This is a genomic window from Intrasporangium oryzae NRRL B-24470 (assembly GCF_000576595.1).
GTDB classification, from domain to species: domain Bacteria; phylum Actinomycetota; class Actinomycetes; order Actinomycetales; family Dermatophilaceae; genus Intrasporangium_C; species Intrasporangium_C oryzae.
Genome location: NZ_AWSA01000011.1, coordinates 74,102 through 95,044, shown reverse-complemented (window position 1 = coordinate 95,044; position 20,943 = coordinate 74,102). Strand labels below are relative to the sequence as shown.

General features: G+C 73.1%; 17 protein-coding genes and 1 pseudogene. 11 read left to right on the top strand and 7 right to left on the bottom strand.

The genetic code is table 11. The annotated features are described in order from the left end of the window. The first annotated feature begins 149 nt into the window (after positions 1-149). The 3 genes from N865_RS06930 to N865_RS06920 all read left to right on the top strand — a co-directional run bounded on the left by N865_RS06930 (position 150) and on the right by N865_RS06920 (position 5,162). On the top strand, positions 150-1,862 hold the full coding sequence (locus tag N865_RS06930; protein ID WP_034803347.1) for a VWA domain-containing protein: 1,713 nt from the start codon (positions 150-152) through the stop codon (positions 1,860-1,862). Positions 1,863-1,871: 9 nt separating this feature from the next. Beyond that, positions 1,872-3,566, top strand: coding sequence for a 5,6-dimethylbenzimidazole synthase (gene bluB / locus N865_RS06925; RefSeq protein WP_034803345.1), 1,695 nt, complete (start codon positions 1,872-1,874; stop codon positions 3,564-3,566). Positions 3,567-3,644: 78 nt separating this feature from the next. Continuing rightward, positions 3,645-5,162 carry a peptide MFS transporter gene (locus tag N865_RS06920; RefSeq protein WP_034803343.1) on the top strand — a complete coding sequence of 506 codons (1,518 nt, stop codon included), beginning with the start codon at positions 3,645-3,647 and terminating at the stop codon, positions 5,160-5,162. A 13-nt stretch (positions 5,163-5,175) separates the two neighbouring features. On the opposite strand, the gene N865_RS06915 is transcribed toward N865_RS06920, so the two are convergent. Continuing rightward, a complete protein-coding gene (locus N865_RS06915) occupies positions 5,176-6,006 on the bottom strand; it encodes a helix-turn-helix domain-containing protein (RefSeq protein WP_034803341.1) in 831 nt (276 codons plus the stop codon). An 82-nt stretch (positions 6,007-6,088) separates the two neighbouring features. On the opposite strand from N865_RS06915, the gene N865_RS06910 reads away from it, so the two are divergent. Next, positions 6,089-6,661: a TIGR03086 family metal-binding protein gene (locus N865_RS06910; protein ID WP_034803340.1), complete on the top strand. Its 573-nt coding sequence runs from the start codon at positions 6,089-6,091 to the stop codon at positions 6,659-6,661. 20 nt (positions 6,662-6,681) lie between these two features. Here N865_RS06910 and N865_RS06905 read toward each other — a convergent pair whose 3' ends face one another. Beyond that, a complete protein-coding gene (locus N865_RS06905) occupies positions 6,682-7,368 on the bottom strand; it encodes a response regulator (protein ID WP_211244872.1) in 687 nt (228 codons plus the stop codon). After that, a complete protein-coding gene (locus tag N865_RS06900) occupies positions 7,365-8,984 on the bottom strand; it encodes a sensor histidine kinase (protein WP_245603693.1) in 1,620 nt (539 codons plus the stop codon). The genes N865_RS06905 and N865_RS06900 overlap by 4 nt, the downstream gene beginning before the upstream one ends. A gap of 91 nt (positions 8,985-9,075) precedes the next feature. Between N865_RS06900 and N865_RS06895 the strand changes: the two genes are divergently transcribed. Continuing rightward, positions 9,076-10,494 (top strand): cation:dicarboxylate symporter family transporter, encoded by a 1,419-nt coding sequence (locus tag N865_RS06895; RefSeq protein WP_034803399.1) that lies wholly within the window; start codon positions 9,076-9,078, stop codon positions 10,492-10,494. Between the two features lie 154 nt (positions 10,495-10,648). Continuing rightward, positions 10,649-11,836: an SMI1/KNR4 family protein gene (locus tag N865_RS06890; protein ID WP_051510296.1), complete on the top strand. Its 1,188-nt coding sequence runs from the start codon at positions 10,649-10,651 to the stop codon at positions 11,834-11,836. A gap of 17 nt (positions 11,837-11,853) precedes the next feature. Here the strand turns inward: N865_RS06890 and N865_RS06885 are convergent, their stop codons facing one another. The 3 genes from N865_RS06885 to N865_RS06875 are packed head-to-tail and all read right to left on the bottom strand — an operon-like array spanning position 11,854 to position 14,568. Further along, complete coding sequence (locus tag N865_RS06885; protein ID WP_051510295.1) at positions 11,854-12,576, bottom strand: nucleoside/nucleotide kinase family protein; 723 nt, start codon at positions 12,574-12,576, stop codon at positions 11,854-11,856. A 10-nt stretch (positions 12,577-12,586) separates the two neighbouring features. Then, entirely contained in the window at positions 12,587-14,080 is a 1,494-nt protein-coding gene (locus N865_RS06880) for a PH domain-containing protein (protein WP_034803338.1), read from the bottom strand. After that, positions 14,077-14,568 (bottom strand): PH domain-containing protein, encoded by a 492-nt coding sequence (locus tag N865_RS06875; RefSeq protein WP_051510294.1) that lies wholly within the window; start codon positions 14,566-14,568, stop codon positions 14,077-14,079. The genes N865_RS06880 and N865_RS06875 overlap by 4 nt, the downstream gene beginning before the upstream one ends. A gap of 151 nt (positions 14,569-14,719) precedes the next feature. Here N865_RS06875 and N865_RS06870 point away from each other — a divergent pair, with 151 nt between their 5' ends. Further along, positions 14,720-15,577, top strand: a complete 858-nt coding sequence (locus N865_RS06870; protein ID WP_034803334.1) for a P-loop NTPase family protein — start codon at positions 14,720-14,722, stop codon at positions 15,575-15,577. Positions 15,578-15,599: 22 nt separating this feature from the next. Here N865_RS06870 and N865_RS06865 read toward each other — a convergent pair whose 3' ends face one another. Continuing rightward, positions 15,600-17,465, bottom strand: coding sequence for an ABC transporter ATP-binding protein (locus N865_RS06865; protein WP_245603692.1), 1,866 nt, complete (start codon positions 17,463-17,465; stop codon positions 15,600-15,602). Between the two features lie 88 nt (positions 17,466-17,553). Here N865_RS06865 and N865_RS06860 point away from each other — a divergent pair, with 88 nt between their 5' ends. From N865_RS06860 to N865_RS06845, 4 genes and pseudogenes are all read left to right on the top strand, one after another. Next, positions 17,554-18,003 (top strand): MarR family winged helix-turn-helix transcriptional regulator, encoded by a 450-nt coding sequence (locus tag N865_RS06860; RefSeq protein WP_034803332.1) that lies wholly within the window; start codon positions 17,554-17,556, stop codon positions 18,001-18,003. 10 nt (positions 18,004-18,013) lie between these two features. Further along, positions 18,014-18,577 carry a 2'-5' RNA ligase family protein gene (locus N865_RS06855; protein ID WP_034803394.1) on the top strand — a complete coding sequence of 188 codons (564 nt, stop codon included), beginning with the start codon at positions 18,014-18,016 and terminating at the stop codon, positions 18,575-18,577. Then, positions 18,574-19,601: pseudogene (locus N865_RS06850) on the top strand (LLM class flavin-dependent oxidoreductase). The gene N865_RS06855 and the pseudogene N865_RS06850 overlap by 4 nt, the downstream one beginning before the upstream one ends. Next, positions 19,598-20,929: a glycosyltransferase gene (locus N865_RS06845; protein WP_051510292.1), complete on the top strand. Its 1,332-nt coding sequence runs from the start codon at positions 19,598-19,600 to the stop codon at positions 20,927-20,929. Before N865_RS06850 ends, N865_RS06845 begins: the two are co-directional and overlap by 4 nt. Positions 20,930-20,943: the final 14 nt, after the last annotated feature.

The window sequence follows — 20,943 nt, the reverse complement described above, 5'->3', positions numbered from 1 at the left end:
TCCTTGTCCTCGCCGCACCCCGCTGACAAACTCTGCGCATGGGGACACAGTCGAGCGGGCCAGTCACTGGTCCCCAGGGGGAGACTCGGAGGACCGCCGGCGGGGGCCGGCACCGTGCGCCGAGACGGTCGGCGGGGCGAAATGTCCTGGTGACCGCCCTCGTCCTCGCTCTGCTGGCCGGCGTCGGGGTGTGGTTCTTCGTCTCACGCTCGGGCGACTCGGCCGAGGCGGCGACGTGCGACTCCTCCCGGTTCCCGTTGCGCATCGCGGCGTCGCCCGAGGTCGCCCCGATCCTGAAGAAGGCCGCGGCGGCCTTCGACGCGGGCACCGCCTCCTCCGTCAACGGCGCGTGCGCGACCACGACCGTGACGGCCGTGGCACCCGATGCCTTCGGTGACACGCTGGGCGCGGCGCTCCAGGCCCGCGGCGGCGCGCAGGCCCCCACGGCCTGGGTGCCCGAGTCGGGGCTCTGGCGCAGGGTGCTCGCCCGGCGACCGGAGCTGTCGGCGGCACTTCCCCGCGCCAACCCCGTCGTTGCCGTGAGCCCGACCGTGGTCGCCGCCCCGCGGCCCATGGCCGAGGCGCTCGGCTGGCCGCAGCACGAGCCGTCCTGGTCCGAGCTCCTCGGCCTGGCCCAGGACGCCAAGGGCTGGGGTGCCCGCGGCCACAGCGAGTGGGGCCCGCTCCACCTCGCCTGGCAGGACCCGCTGCACAGTCCGTCGAGCCTCGCCGCCACCGCCAGCATCTACGACACCACGGTGCAGGACCAGACCTCGGTCGACGACGTGCGCCGTGACCTGCTCTCGGCCCAGAGCGCCATCACCTCCCTCGGGACCGACCCGTCCAAGGCGTTCGCGCCCCTGCGCGACGGCGCGATGACGACCGCCGAGGCGCTGCGCCAGACGCCGCTCATGCCGTGGACCGAGCGCGAGGTCATGGCCTTCAACCGCACCTCGCCACGGGTGCCGCTCGTCGCCCTCTACCCGAGCGACGGCGTCGCGCCCGCCGAGGTCCCCGTCATCACGCTCAACGTCCCCTGGGTCACCGACCAGCAGCGGGCCGCCCTCGACCGGTTCGCCGACTTCCTCGTCAAGGGCGACGCCGCCAACCAGTTCGCCGCCAAGGGCTGGCGCACACCCCGACTGGTCGCCGACCCCGACGAGAGCCTCGGCGCGCTGGCCGACGAGCCCCACTACACCCCGCCGACGCCCGAGGCCGACCGGGTCGCGACGGTCCTGCAGGCCTGGAGCGCGCTCGACCGGCAGGGCAGCGTCTTCGTCGTCCTCGACATCTCCGGCTCGATGAACGAGAAGGTCCCGAGCGCGGGCAACGCGACCCGGCTCGACCTCGCCAAGCAGGCCATCACGTCGTCGCTCCCGCTCTTCTCCGACCGGACGTCGGTCGCGCTCTGGACCTTCTCGCGCAAGGACCAGGGCACCGACTACACGTCGGTGTCCGACTTCGGCCCGCTCTCGCGTGCGGTCGGCGGGACGACAGCCCGCCAGGCGCTGCAGCAGTCGGTCAACGGCCTGACCGCCGACGGGGCCACCGGCCTGTACGACACCGTCATCGCGGCCGCCGACGCGGCCCGGACCCACTGGCGCCCCGGCAACAACACGATCATCCTCATCAGCGACGGCAAGAACGAGGACGAAGGCAGCGCCAGCCTCGATGCGGTGCTGGCGAAGGTCAAGCCGCTGGCCGACCCGCAGCGCCCCGTTCGCATCCTCAGCATCGCCCTGGGCGACCAGGCCGACGCCGCGTCCCTCGGGAAGATCTCCGCGGCGACGTCCGGTGAGCTCTACGTCGCGCGCGACGTGGACGACCTCGACCGGGTGTTCCTCTCCGCGCTCACGGACTAGTCGGGCAGCGTGGGTCGATCGATGTACGGCAGGCCGGTCCCGACCATCGGCGACGCCTCCTCCGCCGCCGAGCGCGCCCAGACGCCCGACGCCTGGGCGCTGACCGACGACATCGAGTCCCTCGCCCGGGTCGTCGGCGCGCGGCGCGACATCCGCCGCTTCCGGCCCGACCCCGTGCCCGAGGAGGCTCTCGAGGCCGTGCTCCTCGCGGGTCACCGCGGTCCGAGCGTGGGGCACTCCCAGCCGTGGCGCTTCATCGTCGTCACCGCCGCGGAGACGCGCGACGCCGCCGCGGCGATGGCCGACCGGGCCCGGCTGCGCCAGGCATCCGGGATGGCGGAGGAGTCCGCACGCGGCCTGCTCGACCTCCGGCTCGAGGGGATCCGCGAGGCGCCGCTCGGGGTCGTCGTGGCGTGCGACCGCCGCACACCCGCCGCCGGGATCCTCGGACGCGCCACCTTCCCCGACGCCGACCTGTGGTCGTGCGCCGCGGCCATCGAGAACATGTGGTTGACTGCCCGGGCCCACGGCCTCGGACTGGGGTGGGTCACCCTCTTCGAGCCCGAGGAGCTCGCGAACCTGCTCGGCCTCCCCACCGGCGTCGAGACCCTCGGCTGGCTCTGCCTGGGCTGGCCCGACGAGCGCCCGCCCGAGCCTGGCCTCGAGCGGGCCGGCTGGTCGCGCCGGCTCCCCCTCGACCAGGTCGTCATGCGCGAGCGCTGGGTCGAGGTCGACGCGCCCGAGTCGCACCTGCGCGCGCCCGACCAGGCCGACGTCGTCGCCGCCCGCGACCGCGCCGACGACCTCCTGGCCGTCCCCGGTTCGCTCGGCGTCCTCGACGGCGTCCTCGACCGGATCGAGGCCCTGCCCGTCGCCGACGGCGGGGGCACCCTCGTCGTCGCGGCCGCGGACCACGCCGTGACGGCATACGGCGTCTCCGCCTTCGATGCGTCGGTCACCGCGGACGTCGCCCGGGCGACCCGTGAGGGCACGTCGATGGGGGCGGTCGCCGCGCGCGCGGCCGGCCTCGACGTCGAGCTCATCGACGCCGGGATCGGCTCTCGCAGAGGCGATCTCGTCGCGACCGACGCGCTCGACGAGGAGACGTATGCCGCCCTGCGCGATCTCGGGCACGAGCGCGGTCGCGCGCTGGCGGCCTCCGGGCTCGTCGCTGTCGGCGAGGTCGGCATCGGCAACACGACGGTCGCCGCGGCGGTGGCAGCCGCCCTGCTCGACCGCCCGGCGGACGACGTCGTCGGGCGCGGCTCGTCCGCGGACGCCGCGATGGTCGAGCGCAAGCGCGAGGTCGTCGAACGCGCCCTGGCCCGCGTCGGGCCCCGACCCGAAGGCGCGTTCGGCATCCACGAGACCCTGCGCCGACTCGGCGGCGGCGAGATCGCCGTCCTCGCCGGGGTGGTCCTCGGCGTCGCCGAGGCGCGGGGCGTCGTCGTGCTCGACGGGCTGGCCACCTCGGTGGCTGCCCTGGCCGCGGTCCGCCTCGAGCCGGCCGTCGCCGCGCACCTCGTCGCGGGGCAGCGTTCGCGTGAGGTGGGCCACGCTCTCGTCCTTCGCGAGCTCGGCCTCGAGCCGCTGCTCGACCTGCGAATCCGTGCGGGGGAGGGCGTCGGAGCGGCCCTCGCGGCGGGTCTTGTGTCCGATGGGCGAGAACTTCGGCGCGGCGTCGCCCGAACCCGTCCGGTTTGAGGTATACGCGGACGCCACCTACCGTGGAAGGGTTGTCCGTTTGCCGATCCCCCCGTCGCGGGGGTCCTGGGAGCCTTCATGACCAGTCGTACCGACGACCGTCCCACGCCGAGGTCGAGCGCCGCTGACCGCGGTTTCCTCGGCCACCCCACCGGCCTCTCGACGCTGTTCTTCGTCGAGCTGTGGGAGCGCTTCTCGTACTACGGGATGCGGGCCATCCTGCTCTACTTCCTCGTGGACACCGCCGCGAACGGCGGCCTCGGGATCGCCGAGTCGACCGGCGCGGCAGTGGTCGCCATCTACGGCGCCTCCGTGTACCTGCTCTCCGTCATCGGCGGCTTCGCGGCCGACCGGCTCGTCGGCGCGCGCCGCTCGACGCTCTACGGCGGTCTCGTCATCATGACCGGCCACCTGTGCCTCGCCGTCCCGGCCGCGGCGACCGCGTGGCTCGGCATCGTCCTCGTCGCCCTCGGCACGGGCCTGCTCAAGCCGAACATCTCGACGATGGTCGGCCGGCTCTACTCGGACGACGACCCGCGTCGCGACGCCGGGTTCTCGATCTTCTACATGGCGATCAACATCGGCGCCCTGCTGTCGCCGCTCGTCGTCGCGTTCCTCCGCAACAACTGGGGTTACCACGCCGGCTTCTCGGCCGCCGCCGTCGGCATGGCCATCGCGCTCGTCTGGTTCGTCCTCGGACGCCGTACGCTCCGCGGCTCCGGCGACGACGTCCCCAACCCGCTCGGCGCCGAGGAGCGCGGCAAGGTCCTCGTCCTCGGCATCAGCGCGCTCGTCGCCTTCGTCGCCGTCGTGCTGCTCGCCGGCGTGTGGCGCGACACCCTCCTCGACCAGGTCATCGACGCGATCTCGATCGTCGCGATCCTCGTGCCGATCGCCTACTTCACGATGATGTTCCGCAGCCCGAAGGTCGAGGCGCAGGAGCGCTCGCACCTGGCCGCCTACATCCCGCTCTGGATCGGCGCGATGCTCTTCTGGATGATCTTCGAGCAGGCGGCGGGCAAGATGGCCCTCTTCGCCTCCGACAACACCGTCAAGCAGGTCGCGGGGGTGACCATCGACCCCGAGTGGTTCCAGTCGGTCAACCCGCTCGCGATCATCGTGCTCGCCCCGGTCTTCGGCTGGATCTGGACCAAGCGTGCGGGCCGGTTCCCCTCGACGCCGATGAAGTTCGTCCTCGGTGTCGGCCTGATCGGGCTGTCGGCCCTCGCCATGTCGTGGGCGTTCGCGACCTACCAGGGCAACACCGCCCCCGTCATCGTCCTCACGTCGGTCTTCGTCCTCCAGACCGTCGCGGAGCTGTGTCTTTCGCCTGTCGGCCTGTCGGCGACGACCCGACTTGCCCCGCGCGCCTTCACGAGCCAGGCGATGGCCCTGTGGTTCCTCGGCAGCGCCGCCGGCCAGGCGATCGCGGCGCAGCTCATCACCGGGATGGCCGACCTGCCGGACTCGCAGTACTACGCGGTGCTCGGCATCATGACGCTCGCCTTCACGGCCGTCCTCTTCGCCCTCGTGCCGTGGATCAGCCGCAGGATGGCGGCCGTCGAGCGCCAGGCCGTGCCGGTCCTGACGCACTGAGGCCGGTCTCGCCTCAGCGAAAGCGGGCGGCGAACTCGCCGGGCGTGATGCCGGTCGCCTTGCGGAAGTCACGGGTGAAGTGGGCCTGGTCGGCGTAGCCGAGCTCGGCGGCGATCCCGGCGAGCTCGGCGCCGGTGTCGCGGAGCCGGTCGGCCGCCTCCTGGAGGCGACGTCGGCGGATGAGCCACTTCGGCCCGATCCCGAGCCGCTTGTGGAGGAGCCGCTGGAGGGTGCGCTCGGCGATGTCGAACCGGGCGCACAGCTCGTCGACGCGCAGCAACTCGGGTGAGCCCTCGACGTCCTCGACGATCGCATTGACGAGCTGGCCCTCCTCGTCGACCGGCAGGTGCGGGCGGAGGGCGTCTTCGACGTGGGCGCGGGCCGCGGCCCGCGCCTGCTCGTCCCGAGGGCTGGGGCGCATGAGCTCGCGCACGAGCTCCGGGCGTATGCCGCTGAGCCCGGGGACGTCAGCCACGTCGATGTCACGGTCGGTGGCCTCACGGGCCCGGCGCCCCGTGAGCAGGGCCCCGGCCGCCGGCTGGAGCATGAGCCCGAGCCCCCAGCCCTGCCCCTCGAGGGTCGTCGCGGAGAGTCCGGACACGACGCCGTAGAACCGGGCATAGGTCTCGGAGATGACGATGAGGCTGACGGGGTACTGCAGGACCCGCTGCGTCGACTGTGCCCCCGCCGGGACGTCCCAGACGGGGATCCAGAAGCGGCGCGCCAGGGGCAGCAGGTCGTCGGAGACCGCATACCGGTCGATGGTGAACGGCTGGTCGGCCGGGTCGCGCAGGTGCGCCGGCTCGGTGTCGTCGGGGCGACGCGTGGCGCTCGGGGGAGCCATGTGTCGGAAAGTATCAAGACCCCCCGACAGGGCGCCGCCTAGCGTCGAACCGACCACCAGTCGAGCCGACAAGGAGACCACCGTGTCCACTGTTCTCACCACCTATGCCGACCTCGCCGACCGCTTCGGCGCGGTCGTCGACACCCTTCCCGCCGACGCCTGGGACGCGCCCTCCGCGTGCGAGGGGTGGTCCGGCCGCGACGTCGTGGCGCACGTCATCGGCTCCCAGCGGGACTTCTTCGCACGGCACGGCCTCGACGCCGGGCCCGTCGGTGCATCGGACCTCACGTCCGACCCGGTCGGGACATGGCACGCCCACGACGCGGTCGTCCGCAGCCTGCTCGCTGACGAGCACGTGGCCGCCCGGGAGTACGACGGCCTCCTGGGCCGCACGACGATCGGCGCGACGATGACGAGCTTCTACGGCTTCGACCTCGTCGTCCACCGGTGGGACCTGGCCCGGGCCGCCGCCCGCGACGAGGCCCTGACGCCGGCGGAGCTCGACCTCGTCGAGGGGTCGCTCCCCGGCTTCGGCGACCATCTCTACGACGACGGCGTCTGCAAGCCCCCCGTGCCGGTCTCCGACGACGCCGACCGCCAGGTGCGGCTGCTCGCCCTGCTCGGCCGGCCGACGCCCGTCACCGCCGGCCGGTGACCCGTCCGGCTGAGGCCGGGTCAGCGGAGCCAGACGTACTCGACCTCCGGACGCCCCGCACCGGCATACCGCGAGCGCCGGCTCGCGCGCCGCGTGTCGCAGAGGTACTCCGCGTAGCGTCGCGCCGTGACCCTGCTGACGCCCAGCAGCTCGCCGAGCTCTGAGGCGGAGCGTCCCGTGTCAGCCTCGCGCAGCGCTCGGGAGACACGGCCGAGGAGCTCCTCGCCCATCCCCTTGGGCAGCCGGACCTCACCGCCGCGACGCACGCCCGCGAAGACCTCGTCGACCTCGGCCTGGGTGCTCACCTCCTCGCCGGCGGAGAGCTGGTCGCGGTAGGCGCGGTAGGCGAGGAGCCGGTCGCGGAGCGTGGCGAAGACGAAGGGCTTGAGGACGTACTGGACGACCCCGAGCGACACCGCCGAGCGCACGACCTCGAGGTCGCGGGCCGACGTCACCGCGATGACGTCGGCCCGATGGCCTCTCGCGCGCATCGCGCGCACGACGTCTAGCCCGTGCCGGTCGGGGAGGTTCATGTCGAGCAGGACGACGTCGACGGCCCGGTCCTGCAGCGCCTTGAGGGCAGCCTGGCTCGTGCCCACCGTCGCGACGACCTCGAAGCCCGGAACGCGCGAGACGTATGCCGTGTGGGCCTCGGCGGCGATCGGCTCGTCCTCGACGACGAGCACCCGGAGCACGGGTCCGCTCACGTCATCTCCCTCCTCGCGCCGTCCCGGGGGAGGCGCACGGTGAACGTCGCTCCCGGCGGCCCCGAGACCTCCAGCGTCCCGCCGAGTCGCTCGACCGACTGGGCGACGAGCGCGAGGCCGATGCCGCGCCGGCCGGCGCTGCCCTGCTCCTTCGTCGAGAACCCGCGCCGGAACGCGTCGTCGACCCCGCCGGGCGGCAGTCCCGGCCCGGTGTCGGAGACGGCGAGGACGGCATACGGCTCCTGGTCGGTGGCGTCCTCGAGGTGGGCGTCGACCGTCACCCGACGCTCGCCCTCGGAGGCGGACACGGCGTCGATGGCGTTGTCGAGGAGGTTGCCGGCGATCGTCACGACGTCGCGGGCCGGGGCGACGTCGCGCGGCCAGTGCGAGCCGGGCGCGACGACGAAGTCGATGCCGCGCTCGCTCGCCTCGGCGGCCTTGCCGAGGAGGACGGCCGACAGGGCAGGCTCTTCGACGGCCGCGACGACGCGGTCGGTGAGCCGCTGCGAGACCTGCAGCTCGTCGGTCGCGAAGGCGAGCGCCCGGTCGGTGTGGCCGAGCTCGATGAGGCTGACGATCGTGTGGAGCCGGTTGGCCGACTCGTGAGCCTGCGACCGCAGCGCCTCGGTGAGGCCGCGAGCCGAGTCGAGCTCACCGGTCAGCGCCTCGAGGTCGGTGCGGTCGCGCAGGGTCGCGACGTGGCCGAGGAGGCGTCCGCGCCACATCGCCGGGCCCTGGTTGAGGACGAGCACCCGGGCCTTCGTCACGTGGAGCTCGTCCTCGTGCGGCTCGCCGTCGGTGAGCGCATCGGTGAGGGGGGCGGCGAGCCCGAGGTCGCGCACGGGGCGCCCGACGGCGTCGGCGGGCAGGTCGAGGAGCCGGACGGCCTCGTCGTTGGCGAGCCGGAGCGTGCCGTCGAGGTCGACGATGAGCAGGCCCTCCGTCACGGCGTGGAGGACGGCGTCGTAGTACTCGTACATGTCGCGCAGCTGACGCTCGCCGAGGCCGTGGGTCTGACGCCGGACGCGGCGCGCCACGAGGGCCATGCCGAGGCCGGTCACCGCGGCCGCCGCGAGACCGGCGAGGAGGATGCCGGGCAGCTGGGCGCGGACCTGCTCGCCGACCGCCGAGGTGCGGATGCCGACCGCGACGAGGGCCACGATCCTCGCGCCGTCGCGGACGGGGACGACGACGCGCGTCGACGGGCCGAGGGTGCCGGTGTAGTCCTCGACGACGGTGCCGCCGGCGAGCGCGGCCTCGGTGTGGCCGATGAACCGGTGCCCGATCTGGGCCGGGTCCGGGTGGGTCCAGCGGATCGCGTCGGGACTCATGATGACGACGAAGTCGGTCCCCGAGTCGGCGCCGACGCGCATCGCGTACGGCTGGAGGGTCGCCGTGGGGTCAGGACCCTCGACCGCCGTGACGACCGCCGGCGTTGCGGCGACGGTCCGGGCGACGGCCGTCGCCCGGGCCACTGCCTCCTCGGCCCCGGCCCGGCGCGCCTGGACGTAGGCGCCGAGGAGCCCTGCCGCGACCACCAGCACGGCGATGAGGACCTGGAGTGCGAAGGTCTGCGTCGCGACGCTCCAGCGCCGCGGCGAGAACTCAATGAACACAATCGTGACCCTAGTCACCTCGGCGGCCACGCTCGGAGTCACCAACCGGTCCCGCGGCCCTGCGGCCCGGACCCAGCCAACGGAGGTCACCGTGAGTTCAACCGCCGACAGCGCCGTCGACGCCCAGCAGGCCGCGTCGACACCGAAGCGCGACCGCACCCATCTGCTCTACGTCGCCGTCATCGTCGCCATGGTGGCGGGCATCCTCGTCGGGTGGCTCTTCCCCGAGTTCGGGAAGTCGCTCAAGCCGCTCGGCACGGGGTTCGTCAACCTCATCAAGATGATGATCACCCCGATCATCTTCTGCACGATCGTCCTGGGCATCGGCTCGGTCCGCAAGGCAGCCCAGGTCGGCAAGGTCGGCGGCCTCGCCCTCGCCTACTTCCTCACGATGTCGACGGTCGCCCTCGGCATCGGCCTCGTCGTCGGCAACATCATCAAGCCCGGCTCGGGGCTGCACCTCACCGCCGACATGGCTGCGGCCGGCCAGAAGCAGGTGGCCGGGGAGGCCCTGACGACGGTCGACTTCCTCCTCGGGCTCATCCCCGACACGCTCGTGTCCGCGCTCACCTCGGGGTCGGTGCTGCAGGCCCTCCTCGTCGCGCTCCTCGTCGGGTTCGCCCTGCAGAAGATGGGCCGCTCCGGCGAGCCGATCCTCTCGGCGATCAAGTACCTCGAGCGTCTCGTCTTCCGGCTCATGGCGATGATCATGTGGGCCGCGCCGGTCGGCGCCTTCGGCGCGATGGCCGCCCTCGTCGGGTCGACCGGCCTCGGCTCGCTGAAGAGCCTCGGGCTGCTCATGGTCGCCTTCTACGTCACCTGCGCGATCTTCGTCTTCGGCTTCCTCGGCTCGATCCTCAAGGTCTTCACGGGTATCAACGTCTTCTCGCTGCTGAAGTACCTCGCCCGCGAGTTCCTCCTCATCCTCTCGACGTCGTCGTCGGAGTCGGCCCTGCCGCGCCTCATCGCCAAGATGGAGCACCTCGGCGTCTCGCGGCCCGTCGTCGGCATCACCGTCCCGACCGGCTACTCGTTCAACCTCGACGGCACGGCGATCTACCTGACGATGGCGAGCCTCTTCATCGCCGAGGCGATGGACAAGCCGTTCACGATCGGCCAGCAGGTCTCGCTCCTCGTCTTCATGATCATCGCGAGCAAGGGCGCGGCCGGGGTGAGCGGCGCCGGACTCGCCACCCTCGCCGGCGGCCTCCAGTCGCACCGCCCCGACCTCGTCCCCGGTGTCGGCATCATCGTCGGCATCGACCGCCTCATGAGCGAGGCCCGCGCCCTGACGAACTTCGCCGGCAACGCCATCGCGACGGTCCTCATCGGCACGTGGGTCGGCGAGATCGACCGGGCCCAGGCCGACCGGGTCCTCGCCGGTCAGCTGCCGTTCGACGAGGCGACGATGATCGACGTCGACGAGGACGCCCTGCCGGCTGCGGCGGCGACGTCGGCCGCACCCGGACCGGACGGTCGGGAGCCCGAGCTCGTCGGCGCGGGCCGCTGAGCACAGGGACCCGGCCGTATGCCGCCGGGTCCCTCCCGGACAGCAGGTGGGCGCACGACGGGGGGACGTGCGCTCACCTGTGTCGGTCGACCTGCGATGCCTCTCGGCCAACGCGTGGGGTGTGGACGGGTCCGCGGTGACGAAGGATGGCAGGATGCCGCGGGTGGACCTGTCCGATTTGCGTGCCCTTGTCGGTGACCCCGCGCCGATGCCCTTCGATGTCGACTGGCCGGCGGTCGAGACTTGGCTCGGCACCTCCCTGCCGGCGGCCTACAAGGAGATCGGGTCGACGTTCGGGCCGTGGTATTTCGGCGACTGGGTCTGGGTCGAAGTCCCCTGCGGTGACCAGCCTGAGTTCCCCGGCTACTCGACCTGGCTTCGAACGACCGTGCGCGACACGCGCGCCCTGGCCCGGGAGTACTACGAGGACGCGCCGCTGCCGGACTTCCACCCGAAACGGGGAGGCCTGCTGCCCTGGGCCGAAACACGCAACAACGACCGGTTCTTCTGGGACACCACCGGACCGGACCCGGACGAGTGGCCCGTCGTGGTCTTCGCGCTCGACCTCGAGCCGGGCATTGACCCCTGGGTGCATACCGGTCTGACCTTCGTCGACTTCCTCGCCACCCTCATCACCACGGGGATCGACGTCTCCCCGCACCACAGGATCGGGCCCATGCCCCACCGGGCAAGCCGCACGAGCCACCGTGCCGAAGCGATCGCGTGGACGCCACCACCCCGTCCGGTCCGAGATACCGCTCGGGCCCGCCGACGCCAGGCACTCACCCGTGGCAACGGCCTGACCGCACTGCGCGCCCTCATCCCACCACCCACATCGCCGGACCTTGGTGAGGGCGGCACGTGGGAGTCGGTCCTCGAGGCGCTCGGCGGCCGCTTGCCGTCGGCATACGTGGAGCTGATGAACACGTACGGCGGGGGGATCTGGCGCTCCTACCTGCGATTCCCGTCGCCGCTGGACCTCTCCGCCGATGGGTTGGTCGCGCGTGCCCAGTTCGTCAGCCGCACCTACCGCGACTTGCGCGCGGGCTTCCCCGACGAGTTCCCGTTCGCGGCGTGGCCCGAGCCGGGAGGGCTGCTGGCCTTCGCGAACACCATCGACGGCGACCAGCTCGGCTGGCTCACCACCGGCGAACCGGACGACTGGCCGATCGTGGTCTACCCGCGCCACGGCGAGCAGGGACCGCCGCTGACCACCGACCTCATCGACACCCTGCTCGCCTTCATGCGCGGCCAGGACGTCCCGGACCTGGAACGCCTGGACCCCGAAGACGACCCGCTCGAGTTCGCCACCTTCACCTCCTGGGGACAGGAGGACCGCTGACGAGCCACCGCGTCGTGTCAGTGACGAGTCGCCGGGTCCTCGCTCGACGGTTCGCCCGCTCCTCGCACAGCTCGTGCGCTCGCGCGGGCCGTGACGACGGCGTCGGCGCGCGACCGGGTCTCGGTGATGACGCGCGCGTTGGCCTCGTCGCTGCCGAGGGTGCGCTCCCAGGCCTCCGCCGCGGAGCGGCCGTGGGCCTGGTGGCGCGCGGCGAGTCGCGAGCGCCTGACGTCGTCGGGGACGTCGAGGTACCAGCACGCGTCGAGGAGCTCGCGCACCCGTGACCAGGCGCCCGTCTCGAGGAGGAGGTAGTTGCCCTCGGTGACGACGAGCGAGACCTCCGGACCCACGCCGATACTCCCTGCGATGGCGTCCTCGAGGTCGCGGTCAAAGCGAGGCGCCCACACCGTCTCGCGGTCCGGGGTCCGGAGCCGGCCGAGCAGGTGGACGTAGCCCGCCGCGTCGAACGTGTGCGGCGCGCCCTTGACGGCGACCTCGCCCGAGGACGTCAGGACGTCGTGGGCGAGGTGGAAGCCGTCCATCGGGACGAGAGCCACCCCGACGCCACGCGCGCGCAGGACGTCGACGAGCCGGGCGGCATACGTCGACTTGCCGGACCCGGGAGGGCCGGTGATGCCGAGGAGCGTGCGGCGGCCGCGCTCCGCGAGCTCGAGGGCACGCTCCAGCGCATCCGTGTCGTCGAGAACCGGGGGCCGCGTCACAGGGACATGGTGGTCCATGGGGGCATGGTCAGGAGAAGTCGGCCACGAGCGCCGGCGTGATCTCGGCGACGACCGCGTGGGCGCGCTCCGGCGTCACGTCGACGAGCTCGTAGTGCTGCCGCCCCGCCGCGGTGGTCGCGACAAGCGTCACGACGCCCGCCCGGCGCTGGAAGAACGACTGCCGGATCGTCCACCCGATGATCCCCTCTCGGGCGAGCACCACCCGGCTGCGGTCGAGGGACCCGTGCTGGGCGACGAGGTGCGTCGGCGTCACGAGGTGGCCGAGGCCGGCATACCGGTCCATCCCGAGGGCGAACGCTGCTGCGAGCAGGACCGGGACGGCCACGGCAAAACCGGTCGGCCACCCGAGGACGGCCCGGGCCGCGATGAGGGCGGCGCCCACGACGACGGCCGGGGCGAGCGCCCGGTTGAGCCGTCGCCGGCGTGCGGCCGGTCCGTGCGGCACGAGCGCGGCGAGCACCGCGCTCGCGTCGTCGACGATCTCGACCGCCACGGTGGTGACGGCCTCCACGGGAGCCGGCGGCGACAGCCAGTCGGAGCCGCCGCCCCGCTCGGTGGGCAGACCGGTGCTCACCGCGCGAAGTCGGCGTGCTCCGGCGAGCCGCAGCCCGAGCGGCGCCTCGACCCGAACGCCCCGGAGCCGCGACCGGTCGATCGTCGTCTCCCGGGTCGTGAGGAGGCCGCGCCGGGCGTGCAGGGTCCCCAGGGTGTTGCGCGAGAGCCGGAACCCCCAGAACGACAGGACGTAGGCGAGGACCGCGAGGAGGGAGATGACCGCGAGGAGGATGACGACGTCGGCCCACCAGACGAGAGCACGGACCTGCTCGGCGGCGGACGTCAAGGCCCCGTCGTCGGCATAGCGCTGCAGGCCCTGGACGGCGAACCCGACGACGGCGGCGGCGGTCGCGAGCCCGGTGAGGGTGAGGGGCGCGTACCGGACCCACGCCGGGTCGAGCCGGAGCAGCTCCTCGTCAGCGCTGACGTCGGCCGGCGCGACCGGGAGGACGGGGTGCGCGGCGAGGTCGGGCGCAGGGGCCGGCGCGGCGCGATGGAGCAGCTCGGCCCGGAGGCGCCGGCCGTCGACGAGGCTGAGGGAGTCGAGGACGAGCCGGTCCTTGCCGGCGCTCCCGGTGGAGATCTCGACCTTGGCCAGCCCGAGGGCGCGGTGGTGCAGCTCGGAGGTGAGATCGACCGTGCGGACCCGGTCGAGACGGGCGGTCGTCGTCGTCTTGTTGAGCAGGCCCCGCCTCAGCTCGATCTGGCCGTCGCCGATCCGGTAGCGGGTCGTCAACCACCGCAGCGCGCCCACGGCCACGATGAGCGGCAGGGCGACCAGCTCCCAGCGGTCGCCGTCCGACGAGCCCGAGGTGCTCGACCGGGCGATGAGGATCGCGAGGATGGCCGGAAGGAAGCGGACGAAGGTCTGGACGGGGTGCACGAGCAGCATCCGCGCGTCGAGGCGGCGCCAGCCGGAACCGTCGCCCGGCGCGCGCTCGGTCACGTCGCGTCTCCGACGTCGAGGACGGCGGCCGCGGTGAGGGAGTCGACGAGGTCGAGCGCGACCGGCAGGTCGAGCCCGTGGATCCGGACGGGACCTGCGGCCGATGCCGTCGTCACGGTGACCGAGGCGAGTCCGAGCAGCTGCGACAGGGGTCCGCGTTCGAGGTCGACGGTCTGGACCCGGCTGAGCGGTGCGATCCGGCGCTCGAGGTTGAGCCACCCGGTCTGCGTGTAGATCGCGGTCGGCGTCGCCTCCCACCGGTGCACGCGGTAGCGCCACTGCGGCATGACGACGAGGTAGCCGAGCCCGACCACGGCCCACACCGCCGCGACGACCCGGTGAGCGGTGCGGTCGGGGGCGTCGTCGACGAACCACCAGACGGCCTGCGCGGCGAGCGCGACGAGGACCGCGAGGGCCGCCTCGACCGCCCAGAGCCGGCGCGCCCGGGGCGAGACGCGGTGGGCCGGCTCGCGCATCGCATGCACCATGGGTCCACCGTGCCACACCGTGCGCCGATCGTTACTCCTCGCGGGTCGCGTCGACGCCGCACGCACTCATAGACTGCGCTTCCGTCCGTGCGACGGTCGCCGATGATGTGACTCGGCGGCGCCCGGACCCCATTGAGCGAGAGTGAGTGTCATGGCTGGGCTGATCATCGTCGAGGGCCTGCCCGGGTCGGGGAAGAGCACGACGGCGCAGGGCCTCTCCACCTGGCTGTCCGGCCAGGGGGTTTCGGCCGAGCACTACCCCGAGGGGCGGCACGACAACCCGGTCGACTTCGAGCAGGTTGCCGTCCTGACGAACGACGACCTCGTCCGCTTCCTCGGCGAGCTCCCGTCGTCGGCCGACGACCTCATCCGCGCGGCGGAGCGCTCGGGCGACGTCTGGCTCGTGCGCCACGGTCGCCACCCCGAGTGGCCCCGGTCGCTGCGCAGCCGCCTCGCCGAGCACGACAGCTACGACGGGTCGGTCAGCCCCGAGCTCCACATGCGGGTCCTCACCGAGAGCTGGCGCCAGTACGGCCAGCGCTCGGCGCCCGCCCACGTCGAGGTCCTCGAGTGTGTCCTCGTGCAGAACCCCGTCACCGCACTCCTCGCGCGCTTCGACCAGCCGGTCGAGGTCGTCGAGTCGCACATCCGGGGCCTCGCCCGCGCAGCCGCCCCGCGTCGCCCGGCCCTCGTCTACCTCGACGCGGGTGACCCGCGAGCGACGCTCGAGCAGGCCGCCGCGGAGCGCTCGCCGGAGTGGCTCGAGTCGGTCATCGGCTACCACACCCAGCAGGGCTACGGCCTCGCCTACGGCCTCGAGGGCTTCGACGGCTACGTCGAGTTCATGCGCCACCGCCGGTCGATCGAGCTCGAGATCGTGTCCTCCCTTGACCTTCCGACGCTCGTCGTGTCGGTCGACGAGCGCCCCTGGCATGTCAGGGATTCCGAGATCCAGGCCTTCGTGGGCGATCATCTCGGCATCGACGACCGCGCGGTCTCCGGCTGGTGATGCGCAGGGCGGCGGGCTCCGGTCAGGCGGCCAGGGCCGGCCGTTCCGGCCGCTCGGAGCGGGACTCGACGAGGCGCGCGTAGCGACCGCCGAGGTCGAGCAGCCCGTCGTGGTCGCCGAGTTCGACGACCCGGCCGTGGTCGAGGACCGCGATCTGCTCCGCGTCGCGGACCGTCGAGAGCCGGTGGGCGATCGTCAGGGTCGTGCGGCCGGCCATGAGGCGGTCGATCGCGGTCTGCAGGTCGCGCTCGGTCTCGTTGTCGAGCGCGCTCGTCGCCTCGTCGAGGACGAGGATCCGTGGGCCGCGCAGGAGCGTGCGGGCGATCGCGAGCCGCTGCTTCTCGCCGCCGGAGAACCGGTGACCGCGAGCGCCGACGACGGTGTCGAGGCCGTCGGGCAGGCCCGCGACGAGGTGTGATACCTGAGCCGCCTCGAGGGCCTGCCACAGCTCGTCGTCGGTCGCCTGAGGTGCGGCGAGGAGGAGGTTGTCGCGGATCGACGCGTGGACGAGATAGGTCTCCTGGGAGACGACGCCGACGATGCGCGCGAGGTCTTCGGGGGCGAGGTCCCGCAGGTCGACCCCGTCGATGGTGACGCGCCCCGCGGCCGGGTCGGTGAGCCGGGACACGAGCCCGGCGAGCGTCGACTTGCCGGAGCCGGTCTCCCCGACGAGGGCGAGCGTCGTGCCGGCGGGCACGCTCAGCGTGACGTCGTCGACGGCATACCTCCGGCCGTCGTGCGTGACGCTCACGCCTTCGAAGCGGAGCTCGCCGCGGACCCGGTCGTGCTCGACCTCGACGGGGTCGGCCGGCGGGACGATCTCGACGGGCAGGTCGAGGTAGCCGAAGATCCGGCTGAAGAGCGCCATGGAGGTGACCCACTGGGCGCCGACGTCGAGCAGGCCCATGAGGGGGCGGAAGATGCCGGCCTGCAGCGCGGTGAACGCGATGAGCGTGCCGATCGTCATGCCGCCCGACGTCGCGGGGAACCCGGCGGCGAGGTAGATGAGGGCCGGGATGGCGGCGAAGATCATCTGCATCGTCGCCATCCGCCAGCGGCCGGCGAGCTGGGACCGGAGCTCGAGGTCGATGAGGTCGGTCGAGGTCGCGGCGAACCGGTCGGCTGTCAGCTGGCCCGCGCTGAGCGTCTTGATGAGGGTGGCGCCGCTCACGGTGAGGCCCTCCTCGACCTGGCTGTGGAGGTCGGCGAGGCGGCGCTGGCGCGCGGCGGTGATGTCGCGGCGGAGCAGGGCGACGCGGCGGGTCATCCACACGGCCGGCGGGATGACGAGGAGCGAGAGGAAGGAGAGACGGGGACTGAGCGCGATCATCGCGATCGCGGTGGCGACGGCGGTCGTCACGTTGCTCGCGATCGAGGTCGCGGTCGACGTGATGACCGACTGCATCCCCGAGATGTCGTGGGTGAGGCGCGACTGGACCTCGCCGCTCCGGGTCCGGGTGAAGAAGGCGATCGACTGCCGCTGCACGTGACGGAAGACGTCGGTGCGCAGGCCGTGCATGACGCGCTGGCCCACGGTCGTGGTGAGCCACGTCTGGACGACGCCGAGCAGCTGCGTGACGACGGCGACGGCGAGCATCCCTCCGACGGCCCAGAGGAGCAGGCGGAGGTCCTGCTGGGGGAGCGCGTGGTCGATGACGGCGCGCAGGAGGAAGGGCTGGGCCATCGAGATGAGCGAGATGGCGACGATGATCGCCGTGACGACGGCGACGGTGGCGCGGTGCGGTCGGAAGAGGCTCGCGACGCGGCGCACGGAGACGGGCGACTCGGCGAGCTGGGCGCGGTCGTCCGGGTCGATCCTCGCGGGGCCGCGGCCTCCGCGGGCGGGGGCGCTGGTGGTGACGTTCGTGGCGATGGTGGTGTCGTTCAAGGGCTACTCCATGTGTGGGCTCCGATTCACGGTGCTGAGGTTACCTCACTATGAGGTTTGGTCGCAAATCACGCCGTATGCTGCTCGCATGCCTCCCACGGACGAGCCGGCTCCCGACGACGCCGGGGCCCCCCTCGACGAGCTCCTCCTCGGCGCCGCCCGGGCGCTCCGCCGCCGCTGGTCGACCGGCCTCGACCCGCTCGACCTGTCGCCGCACGACGCCCGCGCCCTGCGCGTCATCGGGCACCACGGGCCCACCCGGCTCGGAGTCGTCGCGGAGCACCTGCGCATCGCGCCGAGGTCGGCGACTGACGTCGTCGACCGGCTCGAGAGGCGTGGGCTCGTCGAGCGGGCCCCCGACCCGGGCGACCGTCGCGCGACGACCGTCCGGCTGACGAGTGCGGGGGAGACGGTGCTCGGGGAGGTCGACGCGGCCCGGCGGGTCGGCGCGGAGGAGTTCTTCGGTCGCCTGAGCGACCGCGAACGCCGCACGCTCGCGACGGTCCTTGCCCGTCTCGACCCGGGACGCCTGCCGTGAGGCGTGGGCGGTGAGCCTCCACTCCGTCGAGGCCCTGCTCGACCCCGCGACGGATGCCGCCGTCCGGGCCGAGTGGCGTGCCCTGCTCGACGCCGGCCTGCCGAGCCAGGCGAGCCACCCGGGCGCGACCAACGCGCCGCACGTCACCCTCTCCGGCGCGTCGGCCGTCCCACCCGAGGTCGAGGCACGGCTGCCCGGAGCGATCGAGGCGAGCGAGGCCCGGCTTCCCCTGGCGGTCCGGCTCGGCCCGCTGCTCCTGCTCGGCTCCCGGGGGCCCGTCCTCGCACGACTCGTCCTCGCGACGACCCCGCTCCTCCGGCTCCAGGACGACGTCGCGGCGGCCATGGCCGCGTGCGACGAGGTCCCGGTCACCCTCCTGCCCGGCCGCTGGACGCCGCACGTCACCCTCGCGCGCGGCCTGCAGCCCGAGGAGGTCGGCCGCGCCCTCGCCGTCCTCGAGTCCGTCGGCCACCCGGCGGCCCGCGACGGTGAGCTCGTGGCCGTCCGACGCTGGGACCCCGTCGCCAAGCGCGTCTGGGAGGTGGCGGTGGCCGGACCTACGATGGGTCCATGAGTCTCGAACTCGGTCTCGACACCTTCGGCGACATCGCGAACGGCCCGGACGGAACGCCGCTCCACCCCGCCGTCGTGATCCGGGAGGTGCTGGCCGAGGGCGAGCTCGCCGACCGGCTCGGTCTCGACTTCTTCGGCATCGGCGAGCACCACCGGCCCGACTTCGCCGTCAGCGCCCCCGACACGCTGCTCGCCGCGCTCGCAGGTCGGACCGAGCGGATCCGGCTCGGCACGTCCGTCACCGTCCTCAGCTCCGACGACCCGATCCGCGTCTTCCAGCGCTTCGCCACGGTCGATGCCATCTCCGGTGGCCGCGCCGAGATCACGGTCGGCGCGGCTCGTTCATCGAGTCCTTCCCGCTCTTCGGCCTCGACCTCGGCGACTACGAGACGCTCTTCTCCGAGAAGCTCGACCTTCTCGCCGCCGTCCTCACCGAGAAGCCGGTGTCGTGGCAGGGCTCCCACCGAGCGCCGGTCGACGTGGAGTCGATCATGCCGACGACGGAGTCGGGCCACTTGCGCACGTGGGTCGGTGTCGGTGGCACACCCCAGTCGGTCGTCCGCGCCGCGCACTACGGCTTCCCCATCGTCATCGCGATCATCGGCGGGTCCGCCGAGCAGTTCGTGCCGCTCGCCGACCTCTACCGCCGGGCGCTTCAGGAGCTGGGCCGGCCGGAGCGGCCGGTCGGCGTCCACTCGCCCGGGTATGTCGCCGCGACGGACGAGCAGGCGATCGAGGAGTTCCTGCCGCACTTCGTCCCCTTCATGAACAAGCTCGGCCGCGAACGCCGCTGGGCGCCGATGACACCGCAGCAGGCGCTGGCCCAGCTCGGCCCGGACGGTGCGGTCTACTGCGGGTCGCCCGAGACCGTGGCCCGCAAGATCGCGCGCACGGTCAGCACCCTCGACCTCTCGCGCTTCCAGCTCAAGTACTCCCTCGGCACGCTGCCGCACGAGCAGCGGATGGAGTGCATCCGTCTCTACGCGGAGGAGGTCGCCCCCCGGGTCCGGGAGCTGCTCGCGTGAGGGTGCTCCTGCTCGGGATGGGCTCCCGCGGTGACGTCCAGCCGATGGTCGCGCTCGGGGAGCGACTCGTCGAGCGGGGGTATGCCGTGTCGCTGGCAGCCGCGGCAGACTTCCGCGACCTCGTGGCGGGGCACGGGATCGACTTCGAGGCGTTCTCCTTCGAGCTCGAGGAGGGCGTCCGCTCGGACCTCGGTCGCGAGTGGCTCCAGGGCTCGAGCACCAACCAGGTCCGTGAGGCCCGTCTCATGCGCCGAGCCGTCGCGTGGACGGCCGAGGCCCTTGCGGGCGACCTCGAGCGGCTCGTCGCACGGGCCGACGCCGTCGTGTCGAGCGCGCTCACGTTCGACGCGGTGGATGCGCTCGTGTCGGGGACGAGCACGCCGCACGTCTACGCGATCTTCCAGCCGGTGTGGCCGAGCGAATACGGCCCGTCGCTCGCCTTCGCGCTCCGGCCCCACGGCCGATCGGTCGCCAACCTCGCGTGGAGCCTGCTCGCCGGACGCGCGGCTCACGACATCGTCCGGCCGACGGGGGACCTCCTCCGTGCCCGGCGCGGCCTCCCGCGCGGGAGCTTCCGGTCGTATGCCGCTGCCGCCCGTCGCACCCCGACGCTCCTCGCCGTCGGCCGCGCCGTCGTGCCACCGGCGCCGGACTGGCCGCCGGCGGTGCGCCAGACCGGCTTCTGGTTCTGTCGCGCCCCCGGCTCGGAGCCGCTCGATCCCGCCCTCGAGCGGTTCCTCGACGCCGGACCGCCGCCCGTCCACCTCGGCTTCGGGTCGATGCCGACCGCCGACCCCGTCGCGGTCGTGCGGGGGTTCTGTGCGGTCCTCGACCGGCTCGGCCTGCGCGGTGTCGTGAGCGCGGGCCTCGCGGGCCTCGCGGTCGAGGCGATCTCGGAGGCCGGGCTCCCGACGTCGGTCCTCGGCATCGCCGGCGCACCGCACGAGGCGCTCTTCCCGCGCTGCTCCGCCGTCGTCCACCACGGCGGCGCAGGGACGAGCGCCGCTGCCTTCCGGGCCGGGGTGCCGCAGGTCGTCGTGCCCCACGCGGCCGACCAGCCCTACTGGGGCCGTCGGGTCTCCGACCTCGGGGTCGGCCCGCGACCGATCGCTCGCAAGGACCTGACCCCCGACCGTCTCGGCGCCGCGCTCGAGGTCGCGCTGTCCGCGCGAGCCCGCTCAACGGCATACGACCTCGGGGTGCGCGTCCGGACGGAGGACGGCGCCGACGACGCGGCCCGCCACATCGACGGGTTCCTGCGCCGCCAGGCGGTCGACGGCTCCCTCACCGGGAACCCGTGCCTGCGCACGACGCCTCGAGGAAGGTGAGCACGGGCTGCGAC

Coding starts and splice junctions, on each gene's coding strand:
- N865_RS06920 (WP_034803343.1), top strand. CDS start 3,645: ATGACCAGTCGTACCGACGACCGTCCCACGCCGAGGTCGAGCGCCGCT.
- N865_RS06915 (WP_034803341.1), bottom strand. CDS start 6,006: ATGGCTCCCCCGAGCGCCACGCGTCGCCCCGACGACACCGAGCCGGCG.
- N865_RS06890 (WP_051510296.1), top strand. CDS start 10,649: ATGCCGCGGGTGGACCTGTCCGATTTGCGTGCCCTTGTCGGTGACCCC.
- N865_RS06885 (WP_051510295.1), bottom strand. CDS start 12,576: ATGGACCACCATGTCCCTGTGACGCGGCCCCCGGTTCTCGACGACACG.
- N865_RS06875 (WP_051510294.1), bottom strand. CDS start 14,568: ATGGTGCATGCGATGCGCGAGCCGGCCCACCGCGTCTCGCCCCGGGCG.
- N865_RS06870 (WP_034803334.1), top strand. CDS start 14,720: ATGGCTGGGCTGATCATCGTCGAGGGCCTGCCCGGGTCGGGGAAGAGC.
- N865_RS06860 (WP_034803332.1), top strand. CDS start 17,554: ATGCCTCCCACGGACGAGCCGGCTCCCGACGACGCCGGGGCCCCCCTC.